The sequence below is a fragment of the Paenisporosarcina antarctica genome, assembly GCF_004367585.1.
Classification (GTDB): domain Bacteria; phylum Bacillota; class Bacilli; order Bacillales_A; family Planococcaceae; genus Paenisporosarcina; species Paenisporosarcina antarctica.
This window is the reverse complement of sequence record NZ_CP038015.1, coordinates 638,985-662,387: the sequence shown is the minus strand read 5'-3', so window position 1 is coordinate 662,387 and position 23,403 is coordinate 638,985. Positions and strand designations below refer to the sequence as shown.

The window sequence follows — 23,403 nt, the reverse complement described above, 5'->3', positions numbered from 1 at the left end:
TTAGTAAAAGATAATTGCATGGATATAAACACAAAAATTAGGAAAAGATAAAAGATGGAAAGAAAAATAAAATATAAAGGGGCGGTAAGCGCATGTCCATGGAATGGTTTAACAGAGTGTCTGGTGAGCTTCAAGATAATCTGAAATCGATTTGTGAAAAATATGACCAGACCGGTCATATGACTATCGATCAGAGTGCAAAACATCCAAGAATAGAATTTTTTATTGAGAAGGATGATGACGATAGAGATTACTTTTGCACGCTCCTCTTTGATCCGCATAACGAAGAGTTTTATGTAGAAAGTTTTGATTTGGATTTTGAACAGCCAGCAAGAATTATTCTTGCGGATATTGAAGATGTAATTGACGCTGTTCATGAAAGCTTTCATACCTTTATGAATGATGAGAGTGAAGTGTATTTTGTTGATGAGATTGATCATAAAGAGGATTACCTTTTAGAGGATGAAGAAGGAGAATTCTACATCGGTGAAGTTTTAGATGAGGAAGATACCCTTGAAGAAATTACAGTTGACTGGGAAACACCTGAAGTCACTGCATTCCAGATTGCGGATGAAGTTGAAGTAACCTATCAATTTGGGTTAGATAGCACAAACGGTAATGGAGTTCTCCGAAGGGTCAACCGAATCTGGACAGATGAAGCGGAGCTTTACGAAGATGAAAGTACTTTTACCTTTACAAAAGAAGAAGCAAGCACAATTATTGCCATGATTGCGAGCCATATGGATACTATAACTGGATACAATGATCATTTGATTCAGTAGTGAAATTCGAGCATAATTACTAGGTAATTTAAATTTAACAAAAACAGGTTAGGTTATCATGTTCCTACAAATCCTCTTTAAGCAGAGAAGTTGTTCGTTCAATGAATTAATTTTTTGATAAGAAATCTTTGGATTGCAAATAAAAAATCGTTCTTTCTAAATGTAGATGCGGGTATTCTCATTTACAAGAAAGGACGATTTTTTTTATTTATTTTTAATGCTATGTTGTATAATACTGTTGATTTTTATTTTTAAACAGTTAAATGATTGTAATGAACGAAGGCTAAAGAACGCCACTTCACGAGGTAAAGTCTTCGTGACCAACCTCCTGTTTTCCTGAGTAGGATTACGCACCGCCCGCTTGTTTCTGCATCGCTCAGCTTAGGTTCGAAAAATCAAAGTACGTTGTTGAGGAAATCATCTGAGTTTTTTAACAGACCCATAATATGAAAAGAGGGCCTGGCATAAAAGTCATTAAATTGACTTTTGGGACTCCCCCTTCTTTTCCTATTTCAACAGATTTTTTAGATACCGATCTTGGCTTATATAAAGTCACATAATCTACCTATAGAATTATTCGTTTAGCATTGGCATATGAATTCCTTTTTTCTCTACGGTATCAATTGCTAATTCATAACCGGCATCAGCGTGTCGAACTACTCCCATTCCAGGATCTGTCGTTAACACTCTCTCAATACGCTTCCCTGCCTCTTCTGTACCATCAGCTACAACAACCATTCCTGCATGAATAGAGTAACCCATTCCTACTCCACCACCATGGTGAAGAGAAACCCAACTAGCTCCTGCAGCCGTATTTACTAATGCGTTTAAAATTGGCCAATCAGCAATTGCATCACTGCCATCTTTCATTGCTTCCGTTTCTCGGTTCGGTGATGCAACAGAGCCTGCATCTAAATGGTCACGCCCTATAACAATAGGAGCTGATAATTCACCAGAAGCAACCATGTCATTAATAATTTTTCCAAAGCGTGCTCTTTCCCCATAACCTAACCAACAAATACGTGCAGGAAGTCCTTGGAAAGCAATTCGTTCTTGCGCCATTTTAATCCATTTACATAAGTTTTCATTGTATGAAAACTCTCTTAAAATCACTTCGTCTGTTTTTCTAATATCTTCAGGATCTCCTGATAAAGCAACCCATCTAAAAGGTCCTTTCCCCTCGCAAAATTGTGGTCTAATATACGCTGGTACGAACCCTGGGAAATTAAATGCATCCGTTACTCCTTCATCAAAAGCTACTTGGCGAATATTATTACCATAATCAAATGCAATAGACCCTTTTTCCTGCATCGTTAAAATCGCTTTCACATGTATAGCCATTCCTTCTTTTGCACGACGAACATATTCTTTCGGATTCGATTGACGGAGCTCGTCCCCTTTTGCAAGACTAAGACCTATAGGTAGATAACCATTTAGTGGATCATGGGCAGAGGTTTGATCAGTAATAATTTCTGGAATAAAGTTTCTACCAATCATTTCAGGTAAAATTTCAGCTGCATTCCCTAAAAGTCCAATGGAAAGAGGGCGACCTTCATCTTTCGCTTCTTCAGCTAACTTTATCGCTTCATCCAATGAATCTATTAGGACATCACAGTATCTAGTCTCAATCCGTTTTTCGATTCTTGAACGATCTACATCGATTCCAATCACCACTCCGTCATTCATTGTTACAGCTAGTGGTTGTGCACCACCCATACCACCTAACCCCGCTGTAACAGTAATTGTTCCTTTAAGACTTCCTCCAAAATGTTGTCTAGCACATTCCGCAAAAGTCTCATATGTTCCTTGAACAATTCCTTGACTTCCAATATAAATCCAGCTCCCCGCTGTCATCTGACCATACATAATCAACCCTTTTTTATCTAATTCATGAAATACATCCCAATTCGCCCATGCTGGGACAATATTTGAGTTCGCTAATAGCACTCTTGGTGAATCCTTATGGGTACGGAATACAGCAACTGGTTTTCCGGATTGAATTAGGAGTGTTTCATCATCTTCTAAGTTTTTTAATGACTCAATAATTTTGTCATATGACTCCCAATTTCTAGCCGCTTTACCAATCCCACCGTAAACAACTAGTTTATCAGGGTACTCTGCAACCTCAGGATCTAAGTTATTCATAAGCATCCGAAGTACTGCTTCTTGTACCCATCCTTTTGTTTGTAATTTTGTTCCGTGTGGTGCTTTAATTTCTCTACCTACTATTTTTGTCATTGTGTTCTCCTTATAAATAATTTTTTTAGTAGTATTAATCCTGAAAATTCAGATAATTAAATTTAAGTGCTTCTTTTAAAAAAGGAGTATATTAGCAATTGCGAATTAAGAAAGGTTTTACACCTAGTAATTTATTTTTGATTACTAGGTTTGTTTAACAAATAAATGTTAATTTTTTGTCTGTTCTAAGTATTTTTTTGTTTTCCATTGTTTAGGAGATTCCCCACTAATAGCTTTAAATACTCTGCTAAAATAATTAGGGTCCTGGTAACCAATTAATGATGCTATTTCAGATATTGTATAATCACCTTCCATTAATAGCTCTTTTGCTCTCTTTATTCTTAGATTCGTTAAATACTCAACAAAAGTCATATTCATAACCTTTTTAAAAAGATGACTAAAATAATACGGACTTCTTTTAACAAATTCAGCTATTTCTTCAAGTGTAATACCGCGCACATAATTTTCATGTATATAATCTAAAGCTTTTTCAATAACAATATGTTGAAATGAGTTAGCATCGACATCTGCAAGTTCAATTAAGAATTGCTTTATTTTAGGTAATACTTCTTCGATTGTCTCACTATTGATAACACTTTCACTTTGTTTTAAAAAGAATTTGAAATGATCTTTCTCATTTTTTATGAATAGATTCGATATTTGAGAAAGGATATATAACAAGGTAATTTTATAGTATAAAGGTGAAACACCTGTTTCTTTCATGACCTTTAGATTGTTTTCAAGTTGAGAGAAAATAAATGGAAGGTTTTCTTTTGTAAGTTCATCCCCTAAGGGTAGAAGCTCTATCTCATCAATAATATTATCATTAAATAATTGCGGATGATCAGCATAGTGAATGACCTTTCCCTGAGAAAAATAATATTCTAAATCTATTAACCTTTTTGCTTCATTATAAGAATGATATAAGTGCATAGGATCTTTATATTCATTTCCACATGCAATGTACAGGGTACAGCCTGTTTCTTTGTTCATCCAATCAAAAAGTTCATAACTTATTTTTTTTACATTCCTTAAAGTTTCTTGCTTTTGTTCACCTTTTTTAGGAGAATATAAAACAACAAATTTATCGTAATTCTTTATTGTAATCAATGAATATTGAGCACAGAACTCTTCTACTTTATTGTAGATGGTTGTCATTAATTGTTTCTTCCAGTGGTCACTTTTATTTTTTGTCATTTCACGTAGATAACTAATCTTACAAACTATTACGACACTAGGTAATATTCGACAACCTAACAAGTTTGCTTGATCCCATACTTCTTTCACATGTGTAACATGACCATAGATAAGATTATTAACCCATTGTTTTTTTACCAGTGACAAATCCAGTTTAAGATCACTGTCACTTCCCTCATTAGCACTCCTTTTACTATCAGAACTTACTTTTAGAATCACATCCATAATAGTCTTTATGGCTAATGGTTTTATAAAAATACGATATATCCCACTTTCGAGACATTTAACCGCCAAGTCAAAATCTTTTTTGTCAGAAATAGCAACTACAGTAGTATGATTTGTAAGTTTTTTGAAGTGTTTCCACTCATCGTCTATTAGCATTTCAATTTCGATGATTACTAAATGGTACTGGTAAGTTTCAATTGAAGAAAAGAACTCTGATGTCGATTGAACTTCTGTATACTGCTCAATCTCACAACCAGAGCTAGCCAACATCCATTTTATTCCATTCCTATGGAAATCACTTCTTTCAGCAACTAAAATATTCAACTTATCACCCCTTACGACTACTTCAAGCCAAGCTTCAATTCCTTTGCTTTTTGAATAGCTATATCATAACCAGCATCAGCATATCGAATAATACCTATACCTACGTCCCCTGTAAAAATTCTCGGAATTTTCTCATGAACCATACGACTACCATCTACTACTAGGCTCATACCCGCATGTAACGAGTAACCAATTCCAACTCCTCCGCCATGATGAAAACTGACAAACGTAGCTCCATTAGCTGTATTTAGTAAAGCATTCAAGATTGGCCAATCTCCGATAACGTCACTTCCATCTTTCATATCTTCCGTTTCACGCATAGGTGAAGCCATAGAGCCTGCATCCATGTGATCGCGAGTAAACACAATAGGAGCCAGTATGATTCCTTCTGCAACTAATTCATTTACTTTTTCGGCAATCCAAATACGATCCTCCGCTTTCATCCAGCATGTTCTCGCTGGAAGACCTTGAAAACGAATATTAGCTTGTGCATATTCAATCCATTTCTTTATTTTTTCATTATCTGAAAAATGATTTTTGACAATATCATCAATTTTATAAATATCACTCGGATCTCCCGATAAAGCTACCCACCTAAATGGACTATAGCCTTCACATTGAAGGTTTCGAATGTAAGCTGGGATAAAACTCGGAAATGAAAGTGCCTCTTCATAACCTGCAGAATTCGCTTGCTGACGAATGCTATTTCCATAATCAAATACAACTGAACCTCTTTTTTTAAATTCTACCATTGATGTTACATGACGAATTATGGTTTCCTTGGCATCCCTCAAGTACATTTCAGGTACTTGTTCCCTAATCCGTTTAGCGTGCTCAAGTGTATAATCAGCTGGAATGTATCCATCTAGAAGATTATGTGCTGACGTTTGATCTGTTACGATATCAGGAATAACATTCCGATGAACAAGCTCCTGATAAACTTCAGCTGCATTACCAAGTAATGCCACGCTCAGTGTAATATTATTCTCAATGGCTACTTTCACATAATTTAGCGCTTCGTCTAAACTATCAGTAGAAACATCACAAATATTATACTTTACACTTCTTTCAATTTTATTAAAATCTATCTCTACGATTAGAGAGACGCCATCATTCATCTTTATTGCAGTCGGTTGAGCACTTCCCATTCCTCCAAGTCCACTAGTTAAAATCCATTTCCCTTTTAACGTTCCACTAAAGTGGTCTTTAGCCAAAACATTAAATGTTTCATATGTTCCTTGAAGGACCCCTTGTGAACCTATATAAGACCAAGAACTAGCAGTTGATTGCCCATACATCGTTAGCCCGCTTTTTTCTAATTGACGAAATTCATCCCAGTTTGCAAATGCTGGAACAAGGACTGAGTTGACAGCAATAACTCTTGGTGAATGCTCAAAGCTTTTAAATACTGCAACAGGTTTCCCTGACTGAATGAGAAGAGTTTCATCACTTTTCAGCTTTTTTAACGTCGATATAATCCCCCTTACGGATTCCTGGTTTCTAGCAGCCTTACCAGTTCCATAAACAACTAAGTTATCTGGATCCTCTGCTACGTCCGAATCGATTGTATTTAAAAACATTCTAAGAATTCCTTCTACTTGCCAATCATTACATTGTAAACCTTCGGAAAAATATTGATGATGAACTAAAGGCTCCATATGATTATCCTCTCCATTCATAACACTATAATGTTCCTATCTCTTTTTCTATTAAGTTAATCCAACTATTGCCTTCCACAATTTGTTTCATTTTTTCTAAGTCTGGATAAAAGACACGATCTTCATCCCATGCTGGAATTTGCTCTCTAATTAACTTATAGATTAGTGAACTTCCAACACCAAATTGTAAAGGATGATGGAATTCAAACGCTTGAGCAGAAGTTAATAATTCAATTGATATTACTTTTTGAACATTTCGTATAACTTGGTTTGCTTTGAGTGCCGCAGGCGTTCCCATACTTACATGATCCTCTTGATAAGCAGACATTGGTATGGAGTCCACAGAAATAGGATGAGATAACACTTTATTTTCAGCTACTAAAGAAGCTGCAACATATTGTGGTATCATAAATCCTGTATTTAACCCTGGATTTTTCACTAAAAAGGCAGGTAATTCACTCACATGTGGATTAACTAAGCGATCAATTCTTCGTTCAGAAATGCTCCCTAGCTCTGAGACCGCAATTGCTAACATGTCCATTGTTTGTGCAATTGGTTCGCCATGTGCATTACAAGATGAAAGCGAGATTCCGCCTTCTGCTGTTTCAAAAATCAGTGGGTTGTCTGTTGCTGAATTTAATTCGATTGAAATGATTTCTATCGCATGGTCAATCTTATCGCGACTAGCACCATGAACCTGTGGCATCGCTCTAAGACTTAGGGCATCTTGAACTCGATAGTCTTTGTATAATTCTGCTATGTCACTACCTTCTATTAATCGCAGTAGGTTATTAGCAACTTGACATTGTCCTTTATAAGGACGTAGCTCATTAACTCGTTTATCAAATGCATATCTCGTTCCCTTAAGAGCTTCAAAACTCATCGCCCCTGATATGTCTGACCACTTTGCTAGTTGCAATGCATCATAAATAACTAAAGAGCTTATTCCAGTCATGCATACAGTGCCATTGACTAATGAGAGTCCCTCTTTAGCCTCTAAAGTAATTGTCTGGATTCCCGCTTTTCCCATTGCTTCTTTTCCTAAAATAAGTTGACCATCATAGTACGCTTGTCCTAATCCAATTAGAACAAGCGAGATATGAGCCATATGAGTTAGATATCCGACTGAACCTTGTGAAGGGACATGCGGTGTCACTCCTAAATTGAGCATCTTCACAAGCGTTTCAACTGTTTCAACTCGTACCCCTGAATGTCCATGGCTAAAGTTTAAAATAGCCGAAAACATGATTGCTCGAACTTGGTCTTGAGGAATCGGATCTCCCATGCCGCACGCATGGCTCATAATAATTTTTTTAGACAGCTCTGATAACTTATCTGCAGGAACATTTACTTTGCAAAGTTCACCAAGTCCAGTCGTTATTCCGTATACAACGCGCTTTTCAACCACAAATTTTTCTACTAATAATCTACATTTATGAATTCTTACTTTTGTTTCTTTACTTAACTCTACTTCCACTCTGTTTCTTGCAACCGCTACTACATCTTCAATTTCTTTTCTACTACCGTCTATTAGAATTTCTTTAAACATACTCTTCATTACTGTCATCTTAATGTACCTCTAGAGCATGTTTTTCTTTTTTATTAGGACTTAAAAGTGCTTGAATTTGAGCAAAGTTGATTATGCCAATGACCTGGGTTCTTTCATCAACTACATACAATTGCTCAGTTCTTGACTTTAGCATCGCCGCTAATGCAGATTTAAGATCACTTGTATCAGAGATTGTTAGGGTGGAGTCGACTGTTATTGTCTCTGTCACTTTTTGCATTGCATCACTAATATTAATTAGACTAATTTGACGGATAATATCATCTCCACCAATTAAATCACGCACAAAATCATTTTTAGGCTTGGCAATAATATTTAAAGGTGTATCAAATTGAACGATATCTCCGTCTTTCATAATGACAATCTTATCTGCAAGCCTTAACGCTTCATCTACATCATGGGTAACAAACAGGATGGTCTTATGCAACTTTTTTTGAATATGAATCAATTCATCTTGTAGCTTTGTTCTTGTAATCGCATCAATGGCACCAAAGGGTTCATCCATTAGCATAATCGGTGGATCAGCAGCTAATGCACGTGCAAGTCCAATTCTTTGTTGTTCACCACCAGAAAGTTGACGAGGATATCTAGAACGATATACCTTTGGATCTAGGTGAACTAGTTCTAGTAATTCTTCTATTCGTTGAGCAATCTTTTTTTTATCCCATCCTAACATATCTGGAACAACTGCAATATTTTTTTCAACTGTCATATGTGGGAATAATCCACTTTGTTGAATAACATATCCTATTTTTCTTCTAAGCTCATTAACTGGTAGTTCTCTTGTGTCTGTATCATCTATAATAATTTGCCCTTTTGTTTGCGCATAAAGACGGTTGGTCATTTTAAGTAGCGTTGTTTTTCCACAACCAGAAGTTCCTAAAAAGACAATAAATTCACCTGAATTAACCTCAAGGTTCACATTATTTACCGCATTCTTTTCATTACCTGGATAAATTTTCATGACATCTTTAAATACAATCTTACTCATCATTATCCTCCTTTGAACAAAAAGGGAATCAAATTGATCCCCCTTTATATATTTAAATATCTTTAAAAAAAGTGCCTTACACGTTACTCAAAAAAGCCATTTTCCTCAAGGAATTCCTTTGCAATATCCGATGGTTCTTCTTTGTCTTCCCCATCAGCTTTCCAGTTTAATGAAGCCATTTTCTTATCATCTAATAATCCATTAATTTTATTAAGAATTTCCGCAATTTCAGGATTTTCTTCTACAATACTTTTACGCACTAAAGGTACTGCATGATATGGAGGCCAAAAGTTTTTATCATCTTCTAATGCCACTAAATCAAACCCAGCAATTTGCCCATCTGTACCGAATCCGATTGTAACATCCACTTCACCTGATGTAAGTGCCCGATATTTTAAACCAATCTCAAACAATTGTGTATTTTTAAATTCAAATCCACCATATGTTTTTTGTAAACCAGGTAATCCATCTGCCCGTTCTGAAAATTCTGGGATGAGTGCAAAGTTTAGCTCTGGTGCCTTCACAGCTAAATCAGACAATGTTTTTAGATTGTGCTTCTCAGCTATCTCTTTCGTTGCAACAACCACATAAGTGTTGTTAAAATTCGTTTTATCTAAAACCTCAATATTATCTTTTGCCAACCCATCTTTCACTTCTTGATAGACCGCATCTCCGTCTCCTGATGGTTCGCCATCTAAAATATCCATTAAAGCAGTACCTGTGTATTCCGGATAAAGGTCAATGTCCCCACTTTTTAAAGCTTCAAATGCCACTAGAGTACCACCAAGATTTAGTTTTCGTTCTACTGGATAACCTTCTGCTTCTAAAGCCTGAGAATAAATTTCACCTAAAATAAATTGTTCAGTAAAGTTTTTTGATCCTACACTTATAGTTGGCTTTCCATCCTCACTAGTTTTCGAACTAGAATCTGCCCCTCCACAACCAGTAACAAAAATAGAAATAATCAAAATGAAACTAAATAAACTAAGAATTTTCCGACTTTTCATTTTCTAAATCCTCCTTTTTTATAAACAATTAAGTAGTTGGCGGTGTTGTAAGTTTTTCAATACCACCCAAAATAAATTCTGCTGAAAGTGCAAGTAAGGCTACAGGAATTGCTCCTACTAGTAGCATGGATGCATTTGCTCCTGCAATCCCATTAATAATAAAGACGCCTAATCCACCACCTCCTATAAAGGCGGCTAGTGTAGCACTTGCAATAACTTCCACAGAAGCTGTTTTTATGCCCGTAATAATAACAGGAAGTGCTAAAGGGAGTTCCACTTTGCGAATAACTCTTGCTTTATCCATCCCCATTCCATAAGCTGCCTCTACTATATTTTTATCTACTTCCTTAACCGCAATAACGGTATTTATCAAAATAGGTGGACAAACCAGTAATGTTAAAGCAATTAATGATGGATAAAAACCAATTCCAACGAAAGGCATAAGTAACGCTAACACCGCTAAACTTGGGATGATTCTACCAATATTAACGACATTCATAATAATTAGAGATGCCTTTTCTGTTTTAGCTAGGAAAATCCCAAGTGGTACACAGATACTAATACCAATAGCAACTGCCACAGAACTCAAAATAAGATGAACTTTAACTGCCCCTAAAAAAATTTCCATATTATTTAAGATATAGGTGTAAGCTTGACTCACGATCACATCATTCACCCTCTTTCTATTAACCTTGCATGTTTAATTTTTTTTCAAGTAATCTAAATCCGATATCTGCAGAAACTGCTAAAAATGCGACTGCAATCGTTCCTGCAATAATTTTTTGCGAATGATCTTGATAAATACCTTCAAAGATCAATTCTCCCAATCCACCTGCGTTAATATAAGCTGCAATTGTAGCAATACCAATAATTGAAACCGTTGCTATTCTTATACCTGCAATAACTACGGGGAGGGCAAGAGGTATTTCAATTTTGAATAAAATTCTCCACTTACCCATTCCCATACCTTTTGCAGCCTCAATAATAGATGGTTCAATCCCTCTAATTGCTGCAACAATATTACGTACAAGTATCATTTGTGAATAAGCAACTAGTGCAATAAACGCTGACTTAAAACCTAACCCTATTAATGGAATCATTAAGGCAAACAACGCAATACTAGGAATTGTATAAATTACCCCTAATACCCCAATTACCGGTGTATAGAGCCTTTTATATCTAGATATTGTAATCCCCAACACTGTAGCGATGATGAGAGCTACAGATAATGAAAGTGATACAAGATACAGATGCTCGATGAACAACTTAAAGACTTTATCAAAGTTTGAAATAAGATAACTCAAATCCACACCTCCTTTTTAATATTTAGATTATTTAAATTATATTTTATTTGCTTTTTTGCCACACTAGATTTAAATTCGAATTAAAGCATTTTCTTGCTTTCTTGAAAACGCTTCCATTACTAGACTTACTTTTCTTGCTTTTACTAGACAAATTTGCTTTAGTAATAAAGAATCGTTTCTTTGAAATAATATTTATGAGTAGCAACAAGTTGCGCATCATGACATCCCGTCCAGCTCCAATATATTCGTGGCTATTCATCCTTCTTGTTCAAGCATACTCAACAAAAGTCATACCAAAGCGTTTTTAAAATTGCCGACGAGCAGTTGATGCATCTACAGATAATACTTTAAACCACTATCTTTCCATCCCTTTTGAGAATTCAATTATATGCCTCCAATAACTTCCTCACGATACCCGAATTTACAAACATAGCGATTTCAAATTCCCAATAACAATTGAATAAATAATATTTATTTTGACAATAATAAGGAGAAAAATTTAAGGAGCTGCATGATGTTATTATTTAAATATTTCAAGGATGATTCTGGTGAATATTTAGGAATCAGAGGTGAATACGAATACTTTGTGTTTATTCCTGTTACTACCAATAAAAAAGAGATAGTTACTTTATTTGACTACGCTGAGGAAAAAATCGAAGCTCATTATTTAGAAAATGAAGAAGAAATTCATCAAATGAAAATATATATGATGGAAGATCCACGTATAGTGAAAAGAATCCATGCAATAAAAAATTACCAAAAATATTATTCTATAAGCCATGATGAGTTTTTAGAGTCCTTTCCTGGTTGAACATGTAATTAAATACCTCAGATTTATTACTCAAATTAGCATTATTTTTAGTATTTCTATTTTTTATTAAGTTGTTATCAAAGAAAAATTTATTAAGAATAAATGACAATCAATAAACATCCACACAATACAAAAAAACGCCTCTCGGTATATTTCTACCAGAGGCGTTTTTTAAATCATTCTGAAGGACGTGTTGTTTGGTAAGAAAGTGAATCCCAAAATGATGTATCTTTCGATTCAATTGAACGGTCTGCAATTGCACGAACCGTTGCATCAAGAGTTGTAACGGTTTGTTTTATCAAATAGCCATTGCTCTTTTGCCCTAACACATATGATTCGTATTCATGATCGGACATTCCTCGCATTTCGAATAAGAGTGTTGAAATACCGTATTCTACGGCAATACCGTTTCTGCTGATTGTTTCAGCAGATCCTCCGTTGTATTTGCCAAGGTGGCCCCAACCTTTTTCATCGATGGCATCAAACACAACTGCACCGAGTTGTTTGGATTTTTGTACAACTTCCGGATCAGCATTTGGAGTTGTAGGATAAAGGATAGACCCAGAAACAAGCTTACCGTCCCTTTCACTCATTGCTCCTTGATGATGAAGATCAATCATGTAATCAATATTATATTTCTTCATAACATTATTATGCAGTGCTTTTGTTTCTGGTTGGATTTTAGTTATATGATCACGGTTCAAGTCTACTTCCGCTGCATTATAGCGAGTTAAATTCCTATCTCCCTTTGCGATATAATCATCAAGAGAGAAGTCCACATCACCCATAGCGCCATCTGCATTCAGCATAGGAACGATTAAGATATTAACCCCGTCTGTAACACCTTTCATCTTGTCTGTACCTAGATGCTTAATAAATTCAAGAGCACCTTCAGTTGTAAGCTGTTCATTTCCATGCTGCTGGGTTAAAAACAAAATCGTTGGATTTTTAGGGTTTTTTATATACTTCGCCAGATATAAATCCCTTCCCTTGATACTTTGGCCAATTACTTCAAGTTTCATATCCTGTTGTTTGACATCCTGTTTCTTTAGGTAGTCCGCCATTTCATCATAAGTATGGAGTATCGAAGTGTTAATCGTTTCATTCCCTCCATAAGTAGGACCATTTCCTACCGCGTTCGCAACGGGAGAACCGAAGGGCGATACGCTGAGCATCATCGCTCCAGCAATGGATAAAGTAAGTACGGTTTTCTTCATTTAATTTCCTCCTTGGTTTTCATCATATTGAATTATCAAAATATTGATAGTTTAGTTGGATGGTTTATTTGATGTAAGCGGAATATTATCGTAATCTTCAGGATTCAATGTTTCAATTGAACCATCAGCTACCGCTTCGATAATTCCAGTAAGGCCTCGTTCTACTGATTTTACAAGTTGCCCTTTTTCTTTATGCCCCATCATTTGAGTCTGTCCTCTTACTTCGAAAAGAACGGTTCCGCTTCCATTTAATGCATAACTACCAAGCGCGGTTCCTGGAAGGTCAAGTCCTTGGGAATAAAGAGAGATATTTGTGAATTTAGAGTTGCCGTAAGATTGTAGTTCATTGTAAGCGGCAACATTTAATTGTCTTGAATAATCATACCTATAGTTTTCCGCATATTCTGCGTATTTAGCACCTTCCGACGTATTTGGATCCGGAACAAACTGTGCGGATAAAGAAAGTGTTACTTTGTCAGCTGTACCTTCCACGTAATACATACCTTGGTGATGAAGATCTACGAAGACATCTACATTTCCGTACTCATCTTTTAGTGATTTGTATACATCACGAGCAGTCTGTGATTCTGGTGTAATGAACCAACCTGGCTTATTAGAAGCACCAGGAAAGTCTTGTGCTTCAGGAACATAATTTAGATTCGGATTGAAGTCACGATTTACGTCAAAACCAGGATTTTCCCCATAGTTATAACTTTGGCTGATACCTCGGTCCAAATAGTTCCATGATGGTGTCGCACCAGTCAGTTGTGGAAATTTGTCTAGGACTTCATCCCATGTCATACTGTTTCTGCGCTTATCAGCCTCAGAGGCATCTGGATTCATCATCGGCATAAAGACAAGTGTCAATTCCTCACGTATTTCTTGTGCTTGTTTCGAGTTAGTTGAAAGATTTTGCAATAAATTCAGGAGTGCTACCGTACCTGTTTTTTCATTCCCATGAATTTCACTTTGAACAAGAATAACTTTATCTCCAGTGCCGACCGTTGCTGTGTAAATATCCAAGCCATTGTGTGACTTTCCAGCCACTTCCACTTGAACAAGTCCTTTGCTCTTCTCTTCAATTTGACGGAGGGTTTTCTGTAATTCACTGTAGTTGACGAATCCAGAAATGGCATTCTCATGGTGATGTGTTTCAGGCTTGCTAACCATTTCAGCTGCATATACCGGTAATGTCAAACAAGTACATAAACCTAAAATACCTAATGTACTAACCCATTTCTTCTTCACATCATCCGCTCCTTTTGATTTTTATTTACCCTTAAATTATCTTAGTCCTTCTTAACCCCCCCTTTTACTAGTTTTTGTCATTGATTCCCAGACAGCATAGCAAAGAAAATTGCAGGAGTATATATTATTTAAATATTCAGTTCTTTTGTAATATGGATTTATAATCCAGTTAAAAATAGATATATCAAAAGGTATAGGAATAGATATATATTTCGACCCACAAAATTGTTTCATTCGTAGGCCGAAGTATTTAGTCGTTAGAACTACACTAATATGTGAAAAATAGCACTTATTACATGAACTTGAGAACACCTCTTTTGAAGGTTTTTTAATATATGAAGAATGAAATTAAATATTTATTTTCAAACCAAAACCAAATGATTCAGCTGATATTGTTGATATGCTCAATAAAATATCATTGAAGGTTTATGAAATGGAATAATTGAAGATATCAAATTAAGTTTAAACTAGTATTTTTAAACGTACTAACGAATCCGTATAAAATAATAATCAAAATTCTAACCTTAAATAGATGCAACAACTCCTATACAATATCTCAACAATTCATACAAAAGACACCTTCAATCATACTGATAGCAGATTAAAGGTGTCATTTTTATTTATACAATTATAGTGAATAATATAGGGGGATCCTAGGATGGGGAATTTTAATAGGAATCCAGCGACAGATTAGTTACTAAATTACTTTTTACCTCTAATTGTCAGGAATAATTTGATTGTTTTTTCTCAAACTTATTTTTTAATTCGAATGACAATTTTACCACGTGCATGATGTGTCTCACTTAATGCATGTGCTTCTTTAAGACCTTTTTCATTAAAGTCAAAAGTTTCACCAATCACCGCTTTTAGTTTGCCTGATTCGTACATGTCAGCTAAGTGCTGTAACTGTTCACCTTTTGGTTCCAGCCAAACAAATCCAGCGTCCACTTGATGTTTTTTCGCCTCTTCTTCTGTAGGCGGTTGCGCTATGGAAACTAGTTTGCCGTGTGGTCTTAATACTTTGTAGCTTTTTGTTTGAATCTCTCCACCCATTGAATCTAAAACGATATCAAAGTCATGAAGAATCTCACTAAAATCTTCTTTATTATAATCAATGACTCTAGCTGCACCTAACGACTTTACAAACTCTTCATTTTTGCCACTAGCTGTCGTTACCACGTAAGCACCGAATGATTTGGCAATTTGAATAGCAAAGTTTCCAACACCACCTGCTCCTGCATGAATCAAGACTTTATCATCTTTTTTAATTCCACTAAAATCCACTAAACACTGCCACGCTGTTAGACCTGCTAATGGGATGGCTGCCGCCTCATCAAAACTCATAGAAGCTGGCATATGAGCTAGTAAGTTTTCCTCTACCGCAACATATTCAGCATAGGTACCTTGTCTTGTAGTTGCGGGCCTAGCGAATACTCGGTCACCTACTTCAAAATTAGAAACATTCTTCCCCTTTTCGACAATGATTCCTGCTGCATCCCAACCAAGAATAATTGGAAATTCAAAAGGAAGCATCTCCTTCAAATAACCTGCACGCAGTTTCCAATCAATCGGATTAATCGATGTAGAATGAATTTCAAGAAGCACTTGATCATCTTGAATAATCGGTTGTGCAATTTCTCTTTCTTGGAGCATTTCTTTATCACCGTATTGATCTATAACAATGGCTTTCATATATATAACCTCCAGTGAATTTTTAGTAAGTTTTTAAATTCTATATTTCTTTACTTTCATAAACTTTCACATCTAAAGGACGTGCTAAATATTGTGGAGCCTTACCGACAAAGGAAATGTAATGATCACTTTTATTATGGCTCTCGACACCTGCTAAATCTGCCCATACTTCAACCATCGTATAGACATATTCATTTTCCGTATCTTTCATTAAATCATAAGAAAAGTTAGCACTTTCTGCTCTAGAACCTGTAATTAGTTGGCGAATTTCTTCTAAAAAGGCTTGTTCTTGGTCTGCTTGTAATTGAAATTTAGCGTGAATAATTATCATCGTATATGATCCTCTTTTCTATAGGTTGTTGGTTTAGTTCACTTTACTTCCACTCAGTAATGGACTCAATTGGCAGACGGACAGATTGGTATCCCATATCTTTCGCTTTCCCCATTGAAATAAGCATAACCGGATAGTATCGCTCTTTATCCATGTCAAAAGCTTCTGCTATTTTGTCTTTTTCATAGCCTCCGATTGGATTCGTGTCATAGCCGTAAGCTCGTGCTGCTAGCATCAACTGCATAGAAACTAAACCAGAATCGATTAAATTCATATCCTTTAGTTGTTCTGGTGTCATAGTGCTAATTAATCCTTTAATTGCTGGTAGCTGCATATCTCTTACTTCAGCTGACATATGCCCTTCAGCCACTGCTTGTCCATAAATTTCATCTACATAGTCTAGGCTTTTCATATCTGCAAATACAGCAATTACTGCAGCAGACGTTTCTACTTGAGTTTGATTGAATTTTGCTAAGGGAGCTAAAGTCGCTTTTCCTTGTGGGCTGTCAATGACAACAAAACGCCATGGTTGTAGATTTACAGAAGAAGGAGCAAGAGTGGCTTTTGTTAAAATTTCAGTCATTTCTAGTCGACTAATTTTTACGGTTGGGTCATAATTCCGAATAGATCGGCGTCCTGTCACGATTTCATTAAAGTCATTTATTAGTGTTTGGTTCATTTGTCATTCTCCTTTATAACTACTTTCATTTAGTTGATTACATGTAGCATTTATTAAGTAATTATCTAGTCGTTCGGATCAATATTCTTAACATTGTCCTGTATACGAATTAGCATTTCCAATAGGATTGAACGTTCCTCTTCCGCAAAGCCTGCTAATACTTTAGAAATGAATCGTTGTTTCTCATCCTGATAAGAAGCGATTCTTTCACGCCCTTCATCTGTAAGACGAACAAACGTAAATCGATTATCAGCGGGATTTTTGCGTCTCGAAACCATCCCCTTTTCTTCTAGCTGCTTTAAATGTCTAGTTACAGCAGCATGATCTATGTTCACTTCTTTTTGTAATGCTGTCTGACTAATTTCTTCCTTTTCAAACAACTTGTTCAAAAGATCTAACCGTGACTGACTAATGCCTGTACAGCGCTCAAACTTAGGACTCATTTGTTTACTTATCTCATATAATCGATAGACAATTTTTTCTTCTTTAGGACATGAGTTAGACAAAATATTGACTTCCTCTCAGGTAATTGATAGGTCAACCATTGACCCGTCAATTAATATATACCACTGGATCTAATAAATCAACTAATTGAATCGAGGATATATTACTATATTTTACACCCTGTGTAAGCTTGATCATGACCATGACGTTTTTAATGTATTTATGCATAAGAACCCCCACATTAATTGTTACAATTAATGTGGGGGTTCTTTATTTATAGGTAATCACTTTCAACATTGGGGCATGAATGATGCCTTCTGGATTTTTTAAAAGATGGACGTAGAGCAACTAAATTTATTTAAACCTACTTTCACTTTTATACAACAAAGGAATCCAGAGGCTTATTGGCTACTGGATTCCTTACTTCATATTTGATTATTTAGTATTATGACCAAGAACTTCTTCCCAGTTAATCGTGCCATCTTTAATTTGTTGACGCAGTTCTTTCGTCATCGAATCTTTTGGTGCGCCACCACCTGGCCAATCTCCAGCATGATATCCCCATTCAGGTCGATCTTGAGAGAGAACGAAGGCAGCAAGATTACTTGCTTCCTGGTCTGTCAAGGATTTCTCCTGACCTTTAGGCATATTGTTTTGAATATATCCTGCCATTCTTGAGAATCGAGCTATACCTGCACCGTCATTAAATGAACCTTCGCCCCATAAAGCTGGCCCAGTATTAGCTCCAATACCTGCACCATCCTGAGCATGGCAAGCAATACACGATTGTTGGAACATCGTTTCCCCAGCAGTTATATCTGGAATTGGCACTTCTTTCATATCATTCTGTCCTAGCCATGGAAGCTCAGCTCCAACGGGAATTCCTTCTGAAATGTATTTGAAATAAGCCACCATTGCATCCAAATCTTCGTCATCTTCAGCAAAAGCTTCACCATTCATACTTCTTACCATACACCCATTAATGCGTTCTTCTATCGTCACAATTTTGTCATTACGTGAAATATAATTCGGGTATTTCGCAGCTACTCCCACTAAAGGAGAAGAGTCTTGTTCTAACCCAGCCCCAGCATGACAGCTAGTACATGATAATTCGTTCACACGCTGTTGACCATCTTCTGCCGATGCAGTATCACCTCGTAACTGGTTTGATGTATCGTCCACCAACTCAAATCCTCTTAAAATTGCTTCACCCTGTGGTCCATCAGGAACATTCTCAAGTGAAGGAGGATTAAAAGTAACTTCTGAGGTTAATTCACCAGAAACAGTTTGCTGCACATTTTTAGTTGAGTTATTATCTGCTCTCTCTTTTTCATCTCCTAACTTATTACCTAAAGCACCAATAAAAATGAGTAATAAAATAAATAAAAAGCCCATTGTCAAAGATAAACCTCTACTCATATTTTGCACTTCCCCTCTCATGCTAATTCATTCACAACAACAACAGATTGATTATTATGTCTTTTTTCTATCTTCTAAATTATATACCCCTTACCCTATTTAATAAAGTCTTTATTTCCAATTTTTTCATATCAATACATGTTAAATATTTACAAATATTTCGGCAATTCATTATAATGAAAATATACTTGAATATTTCGTTAGAGGTTGAGATCAGATGATTAGACAAAAACAAGTGGCGATGATAAAACAAGGCCACTTGTTTAACCAATTCCAATTCAAAACTGAGAATGTTGCTCTGCATAGATTTTGCATAATTTATAGGTATACTTTTCTCATTAACTGAAGGAGTGACTTATTGATGAAAAATACGTATAGAAAATTATTACTTGTTCCAACTCTAGTACTTGCACTGAGTGCTTGCTCAGATTCAACTGCTGAAAAAGATGAGATGGATAATATGAATCATGAAAACACAGATATGGAATCTGGTTCCGAAGAAAATATGGATATGAATCACTCTGGATCTGGTAAAGTTCCTGAAGATCTGAAAGAGGAAGAAAACCCAACTTTTGAAGTGGGAAGCCAAGCGATTATCGAAGCAGATCACATGGAGGGTATGACGGGTGCCGAAGCTACAATTGTTCTTGCCGTTGATACTGCAGCCTATGCTGTATCGTATACCCCGACAACAGGTGGAGAAAAAGTCACCAATCACAAATGGGTTGTCCATGAAGAACTTGAAGATTCCGGTGATGAACCATTGAAAGCTGGAACCAAAGTTATCCTTAATGCTGATCATATGGAAGGGATGGATGGTGCAAAGGCTGAAATTGATTCAGCAGAACAAACGACGGTATATATGATTAATTACACTTCGACTACTAGCGGAGAAGAAGTGACCAATCATAAATGGGTAACTGAAAGTGAACTATCAACTAAATAAAGGACGACATAATAAAAATAGCTTATCCCTTTAATGGATAAGCTATTTTTATTTTAAAACTATAAAGTTGATAATTCACCAATTAGAACTCAATACCCTTGCCAATCTTTCGACTATATATGAACTTTACATGCTCTTACTGTTTCATATCGGTCCTGACTTTGGCAAATCTCCGAAATGATAGCTACCCCATCAGCACCAGCTTTAAGTGTTTCGTGAGCATTTTTTGTTGTAATACCACCAATTGCGACAAGTGGAAAATCTCGATACAAGCTTCTCGCGTGTTGCAAAAACGCAAGACCAGCAGGAGCTTTGGCATCAGATTTCGACTGTGTTTCATAAATTGCTCCAATTCCCACATAGTCTGCTCGACCTTTTACAGCCTGATCCAATTCTTCGACAGTATGCACTGAAACGCCCACGATTCTCCCTATAAAATTTTCGCGGATGTCCGTAAGTGATACATCCTCTTGTCCTACATGAACGCCATCTGCTTGGATCTTCAGGGCGAGTTCTACATCATCATTCACAATAAATGGAACGTTGTATGATTTACATAACTCTTGGCATTTACGAGCAAATTGTTCAAGTACTTTTCCTGTTAATGCCCCTTCGCCTTTTTCACGAAGTTGGAAAATAGTTATACCTGCTTTTAGTGCATCTTCCAACACATGTAATGGCTCTTCTATGCAGTTCTGTGTTCCCATGATGAAATAGCATGCTAGATCATTACGATTCAATGATGTTCACCTCACAAACACCTTTTGCTAGTTTATAGGCAAAATGATTTGTCGGTCCGTGTCCATGACCAATGTTTAGTGGGGTTTCAATGGCAAGCTGGACAAACTTTTTAGCTTCAATGATTGCCTCTTTTAAAGACCAACCTTGTCCTACAAATGCAGTAAGTGCTGCAGAGTAAGTACAGCCTGTTCCATGCGTATGTTTCGTTTCTATACGGGCAGATGCCATTTTAAACGTTGAACCGTCTGCAAAAAATACTGTATCTGTTGCAGTTCCTTGTTCATCTAAGTGGCCACCCTTCATAACCACGCACTTTACACCCATTGCTAATATTTTTTCAGCCGCTTTTTGCAAATCCATTTCAGACTTAATCTTAATACCACTAATCACTTCAGCTTCTGGAATATTTGGAGTTAATACCGTTGCAAGGGGTAAAAGCTTGGTCGTTAGTGCTTCCACTGCCTTATCTTGTAACAAGCTTGCTCCTCCTTTGGCAATCATCACAGGGTCAACGACAAGCAGAACGTCTTTTTCGCGCAAGCTATTAACTACTTCCTCAATAATTTGGGCTGAAAAAAGCATACCGGTCTTGACTGCCTTAACAGGTAAATCGTGAAAGACAACTTCGATTTGTTGCTTCACGAAATCTGCAGTTGAAGGAAAGACCCCATCAACACCTAGAGTATTTTGAGCTGTTAACGCAGTAATCACTGACGTACCGAACACGCTCAGCTCTTGAAATGTCTTTAAATCAGCCTGTATCCCAGCACCTCCACTACTATCTGAGCCAGCTATGGTCATTACAATATTCAATTATCTTCACCTCTAGATAATCGATGTAAAGAATTTAAGACTTCTATTTGGAATGAGCCAAGAAGTGGAGATAGAACCGCTTGTTCTGACACCTTTTTATAAACTTGTAGTACATCACGTAAGTTTAAAAGAGGTTCTCCTTCTAAAGTTAAGACTGCTGCACAAATTGCACTTAGTAAACAGCCTGTTCCTGTTACCTCGGTCATCTGAATGTGACCACCAGGTACCCAAAATCCATTATCACCATCAGTAACATAATCAGTAGCTCCTGTGACCACCACTAAACAATTCCATTTTTTGGATACATGAGCGGCAACTTTTGCAATGTCCATCTCACCTTCTCCACTGTCCACGCCTTTTACCTCCCATGAAACACCTGCAATAACAGCAAGTTCACCCACATTACAACGCAGTAAATCGAACCGAACACTTTCTAATAGTTCATTTATTACTTGTTGTCGAAACTTCGTCGCCCCAACTCCTACTGGATCTAATACGACAGGTGTTCCAAGCTTATTCGCTTTTTTCCCTGCTAGTAACATTGCTTCTTTCGTTCTTATATTGATCGTGCCAATATTAATTAAAAGAGCATTTGCAATCGCGACCATTTCTTCTACTTCTGTAACTTCATCAGCCATGACAGGTGACGCACCAATTGCAAGTAACCCATTCGCTGTAAAGTTAGCCACGACATAGTTCGTCATGCAATGTATCAGAGGCTTTTTTTTGCGAATTTGTTTAATAGGCATAGTTCTTCACCTCATCTTGCCAGTTTTCATTTGTCCAAGGCATTTCCCAAAATTTCCACTCGTAGTAGCAACTTCGTTCAAAATGAGCTTTGAACACAGTTTGTTTACCTGGATTTGCTTCTGCGTAACGATTCATCATCGTCTTTTGCAACTCGATTTTTTCTTTATAATCCGGTGAACTATACATCGCAATCCATTCTTCATATAGCTTAACGCCTGGTTTTGCATCTTTATACTTCTCCCCAATTTCTTGATATAACCATGGACAAGGGAACATGGCAGCAAACGCCTCTGCTACATCTCCGTTATTAGCGACATTGTACATATGTGATACGTAGTTATAAGCCGCTGGAGCCGGTTCAAAGTTAACTTCCTCTTTTTTTGTGATTCCTAATTCTTTATATACAGTTCTGTGTAACTCAAGCTCAGCCTCATTGATATGACGAGCCGTTTCTAAAAAGTAAGCAATATCTTCGTTCGTTTCAGCCTTTGTTGCTGCAATTGCTAGCACCTTCGTGTAATGCTTTAAATAATAAGCGTCTTGCATGATGTAAAACTTAAACTTATCAAGCGGCAGTGTCCCATCTACAAGTCCTTTTACAAATGGATGATTAAAACTTGCTTGCCAATAAAGATCGGTTTCTTTTCGTACTTCTTCACAAAATGTCATCATAAGTCCTCCTTTTTCGGATGGACGCAAGTGCAAAAAACGCTCCTTTGCACGTGGCACAAGAGCGTTGTAAATGAAACATTGCTCCCTACGTCAGTGTTAACTGTCAGGTTCCAAGGGTCAGGTTTTACCTTCTCAACTAAATAGTCCCCCCGCAATTAAAATATTGAATTAGCAAACAAAAAAGCCCTCCAAAATGGAGAGCTTCAGCACAAAAGAAATACGTCGAAACGCTATGTACTCTGCTCCCTACGTTCGTCTTAACGAACAGGTTCAAAGGGTCAGGTTTTAACCTTCTCAACGCAAATGCGTTCCCCTGCAACTATTTTAATTAATTTCATACTAGCATA

The 23,403-nt window shown here is 36.6% G+C and carries 22 protein-coding genes and 2 riboswitches; of the genes, 3 read left to right on the top strand and 19 right to left on the bottom strand.

The window, feature by feature from the left end:
• Positions 1–92 precede the first annotated feature (92 nt).
• Complete coding sequence (locus E2636_RS03260) at positions 93–782, top strand: hypothetical protein (RefSeq protein WP_134208964.1); 690 nt, start codon at positions 93–95, stop codon at positions 780–782.
• A gap of 573 nt (positions 783–1,355) precedes the next feature.
• On the opposite strand, the gene hutU (E2636_RS03255) is transcribed toward E2636_RS03260, so the two are convergent.
• From hutU (E2636_RS03255) to E2636_RS03220, 8 genes are all read right to left on the bottom strand, one after another.
• Complete coding sequence (hutU, locus tag E2636_RS03255) at positions 1,356–3,020, bottom strand: urocanate hydratase (RefSeq protein WP_134208963.1); 1,665 nt, start codon at positions 3,018–3,020, stop codon at positions 1,356–1,358.
• 168 nt (positions 3,021–3,188) lie between these two features.
• A complete protein-coding gene (locus tag E2636_RS03250; RefSeq protein WP_134208962.1) occupies positions 3,189–4,766 on the bottom strand; it encodes a helix-turn-helix domain-containing protein in 1,578 nt (525 codons plus the stop codon).
• Positions 4,767–4,783: 17 nt separating this feature from the next.
• Positions 4,784–6,424, bottom strand: coding sequence for a urocanate hydratase (hutU, locus tag E2636_RS03245; protein WP_134208961.1), 1,641 nt, complete (start codon positions 6,422–6,424; stop codon positions 4,784–4,786).
• Positions 6,425–6,449: 25 nt separating this feature from the next.
• A complete protein-coding gene (hutH, locus tag E2636_RS03240) occupies positions 6,450–7,991 on the bottom strand; it encodes a histidine ammonia-lyase (RefSeq protein ID WP_208324150.1) in 1,542 nt (513 codons plus the stop codon).
• 1 nt (position 7,992) lies between these two features.
• Complete coding sequence (locus E2636_RS03235) at positions 7,993–8,982, bottom strand: ABC transporter ATP-binding protein (protein ID WP_134208960.1); 990 nt, start codon at positions 8,980–8,982, stop codon at positions 7,993–7,995.
• 83 nt (positions 8,983–9,065) lie between these two features.
• On the bottom strand, positions 9,066–9,989 hold the full coding sequence (locus E2636_RS03230; protein ID WP_134208959.1) for an ABC transporter substrate-binding protein: 924 nt from the start codon (positions 9,987–9,989) through the stop codon (positions 9,066–9,068).
• A gap of 28 nt (positions 9,990–10,017) precedes the next feature.
• Positions 10,018–10,617, bottom strand: coding sequence for an ABC transporter permease (locus tag E2636_RS03225; protein ID WP_134211737.1), 600 nt, complete (start codon positions 10,615–10,617; stop codon positions 10,018–10,020).
• Between the two features lie 58 nt (positions 10,618–10,675).
• Positions 10,676–11,293, bottom strand: a complete 618-nt coding sequence (locus E2636_RS03220) for an ABC transporter permease (protein ID WP_134208958.1) — start codon at positions 11,291–11,293, stop codon at positions 10,676–10,678.
• A gap of 514 nt (positions 11,294–11,807) precedes the next feature.
• On the opposite strand from E2636_RS03220, the gene E2636_RS03215 reads away from it, so the two are divergent.
• Positions 11,808–12,104 (top strand): hypothetical protein, encoded by a 297-nt coding sequence (locus E2636_RS03215; protein WP_017379109.1) that lies wholly within the window; start codon positions 11,808–11,810, stop codon positions 12,102–12,104.
• 176 nt (positions 12,105–12,280) lie between these two features.
• Here the strand turns inward: E2636_RS03215 and E2636_RS03210 are convergent, their stop codons facing one another.
• The 7 genes from E2636_RS03210 to E2636_RS03180 all read right to left on the bottom strand — a co-directional run bounded on the left by E2636_RS03210 (position 12,281) and on the right by E2636_RS03180 (position 19,134).
• Positions 12,281–13,321: a M14 family zinc carboxypeptidase gene (locus tag E2636_RS03210; protein WP_134208957.1), complete on the bottom strand. Its 1,041-nt coding sequence runs from the start codon at positions 13,319–13,321 to the stop codon at positions 12,281–12,283.
• Between the two features lie 51 nt (positions 13,322–13,372).
• Positions 13,373–14,569, bottom strand: a complete 1,197-nt coding sequence (locus E2636_RS03205; RefSeq protein WP_134208956.1) for a M14 family zinc carboxypeptidase — start codon at positions 14,567–14,569, stop codon at positions 13,373–13,375.
• Between the two features lie 753 nt (positions 14,570–15,322).
• Positions 15,323–16,261: an NADP-dependent oxidoreductase gene (locus E2636_RS03200; protein ID WP_134208955.1), complete on the bottom strand. Its 939-nt coding sequence runs from the start codon at positions 16,259–16,261 to the stop codon at positions 15,323–15,325.
• Positions 16,262–16,301: 40 nt separating this feature from the next.
• On the bottom strand, positions 16,302–16,592 hold the full coding sequence (locus E2636_RS03195) for a putative quinol monooxygenase (protein ID WP_134208954.1): 291 nt from the start codon (positions 16,590–16,592) through the stop codon (positions 16,302–16,304).
• Between the two features lie 43 nt (positions 16,593–16,635).
• On the bottom strand, positions 16,636–17,271 hold the full coding sequence (locus tag E2636_RS03190; protein ID WP_134208953.1) for a nitroreductase family protein: 636 nt from the start codon (positions 17,269–17,271) through the stop codon (positions 16,636–16,638).
• Positions 17,272–17,336: 65 nt separating this feature from the next.
• On the bottom strand, positions 17,337–17,777 hold the full coding sequence (locus tag E2636_RS03185) for a MarR family winged helix-turn-helix transcriptional regulator (protein ID WP_208324146.1): 441 nt from the start codon (positions 17,775–17,777) through the stop codon (positions 17,337–17,339).
• Positions 17,778–18,150: 373 nt separating this feature from the next.
• On the bottom strand, positions 18,151–19,134 hold the full coding sequence (locus E2636_RS03180) for a c-type cytochrome (RefSeq protein WP_134208951.1): 984 nt from the start codon (positions 19,132–19,134) through the stop codon (positions 18,151–18,153).
• 361 nt (positions 19,135–19,495) lie between these two features.
• Between E2636_RS03180 and E2636_RS03175 the strand changes: the two genes are divergently transcribed.
• On the top strand, positions 19,496–20,080 hold the full coding sequence (locus tag E2636_RS03175; RefSeq protein ID WP_134208949.1) for a YdhK family protein: 585 nt from the start codon (positions 19,496–19,498) through the stop codon (positions 20,078–20,080).
• 113 nt (positions 20,081–20,193) lie between these two features.
• Here E2636_RS03175 and thiE read toward each other — a convergent pair whose 3' ends face one another.
• The 4 genes from thiE to tenA are packed head-to-tail and all read right to left on the bottom strand — an operon-like array spanning position 20,194 to position 23,053.
• Positions 20,194–20,820, bottom strand: a complete 627-nt coding sequence (thiE, locus tag E2636_RS03170) for a thiamine phosphate synthase (protein ID WP_134208947.1) — start codon at positions 20,818–20,820, stop codon at positions 20,194–20,196.
• Complete coding sequence (gene thiD / locus E2636_RS03165) at positions 20,810–21,634, bottom strand: bifunctional hydroxymethylpyrimidine kinase/phosphomethylpyrimidine kinase (protein WP_208324144.1); 825 nt, start codon at positions 21,632–21,634, stop codon at positions 20,810–20,812. Before thiD ends, thiE begins: the two co-directional genes overlap by 11 nt.
• A complete protein-coding gene (gene thiM / locus E2636_RS03160) occupies positions 21,631–22,383 on the bottom strand; it encodes a hydroxyethylthiazole kinase (protein WP_134208945.1) in 753 nt (250 codons plus the stop codon). Before thiM ends, thiD begins: the two co-directional genes overlap by 4 nt.
• Complete coding sequence (gene tenA / locus E2636_RS03155) at positions 22,373–23,053, bottom strand: thiaminase II (RefSeq protein WP_134208943.1); 681 nt, start codon at positions 23,051–23,053, stop codon at positions 22,373–22,375. The genes thiM and tenA overlap by 11 nt, the downstream gene beginning before the upstream one ends.
• Positions 23,054–23,121: 68 nt before the next feature.
• A riboswitch (TPP riboswitch) is annotated at positions 23,122–23,217 on the bottom strand.
• Positions 23,218–23,282: 65 nt separating this feature from the next.
• Positions 23,283–23,381, bottom strand: a riboswitch (TPP riboswitch).
• Between the last annotated feature and the right edge of the window lie 22 nt (positions 23,382–23,403).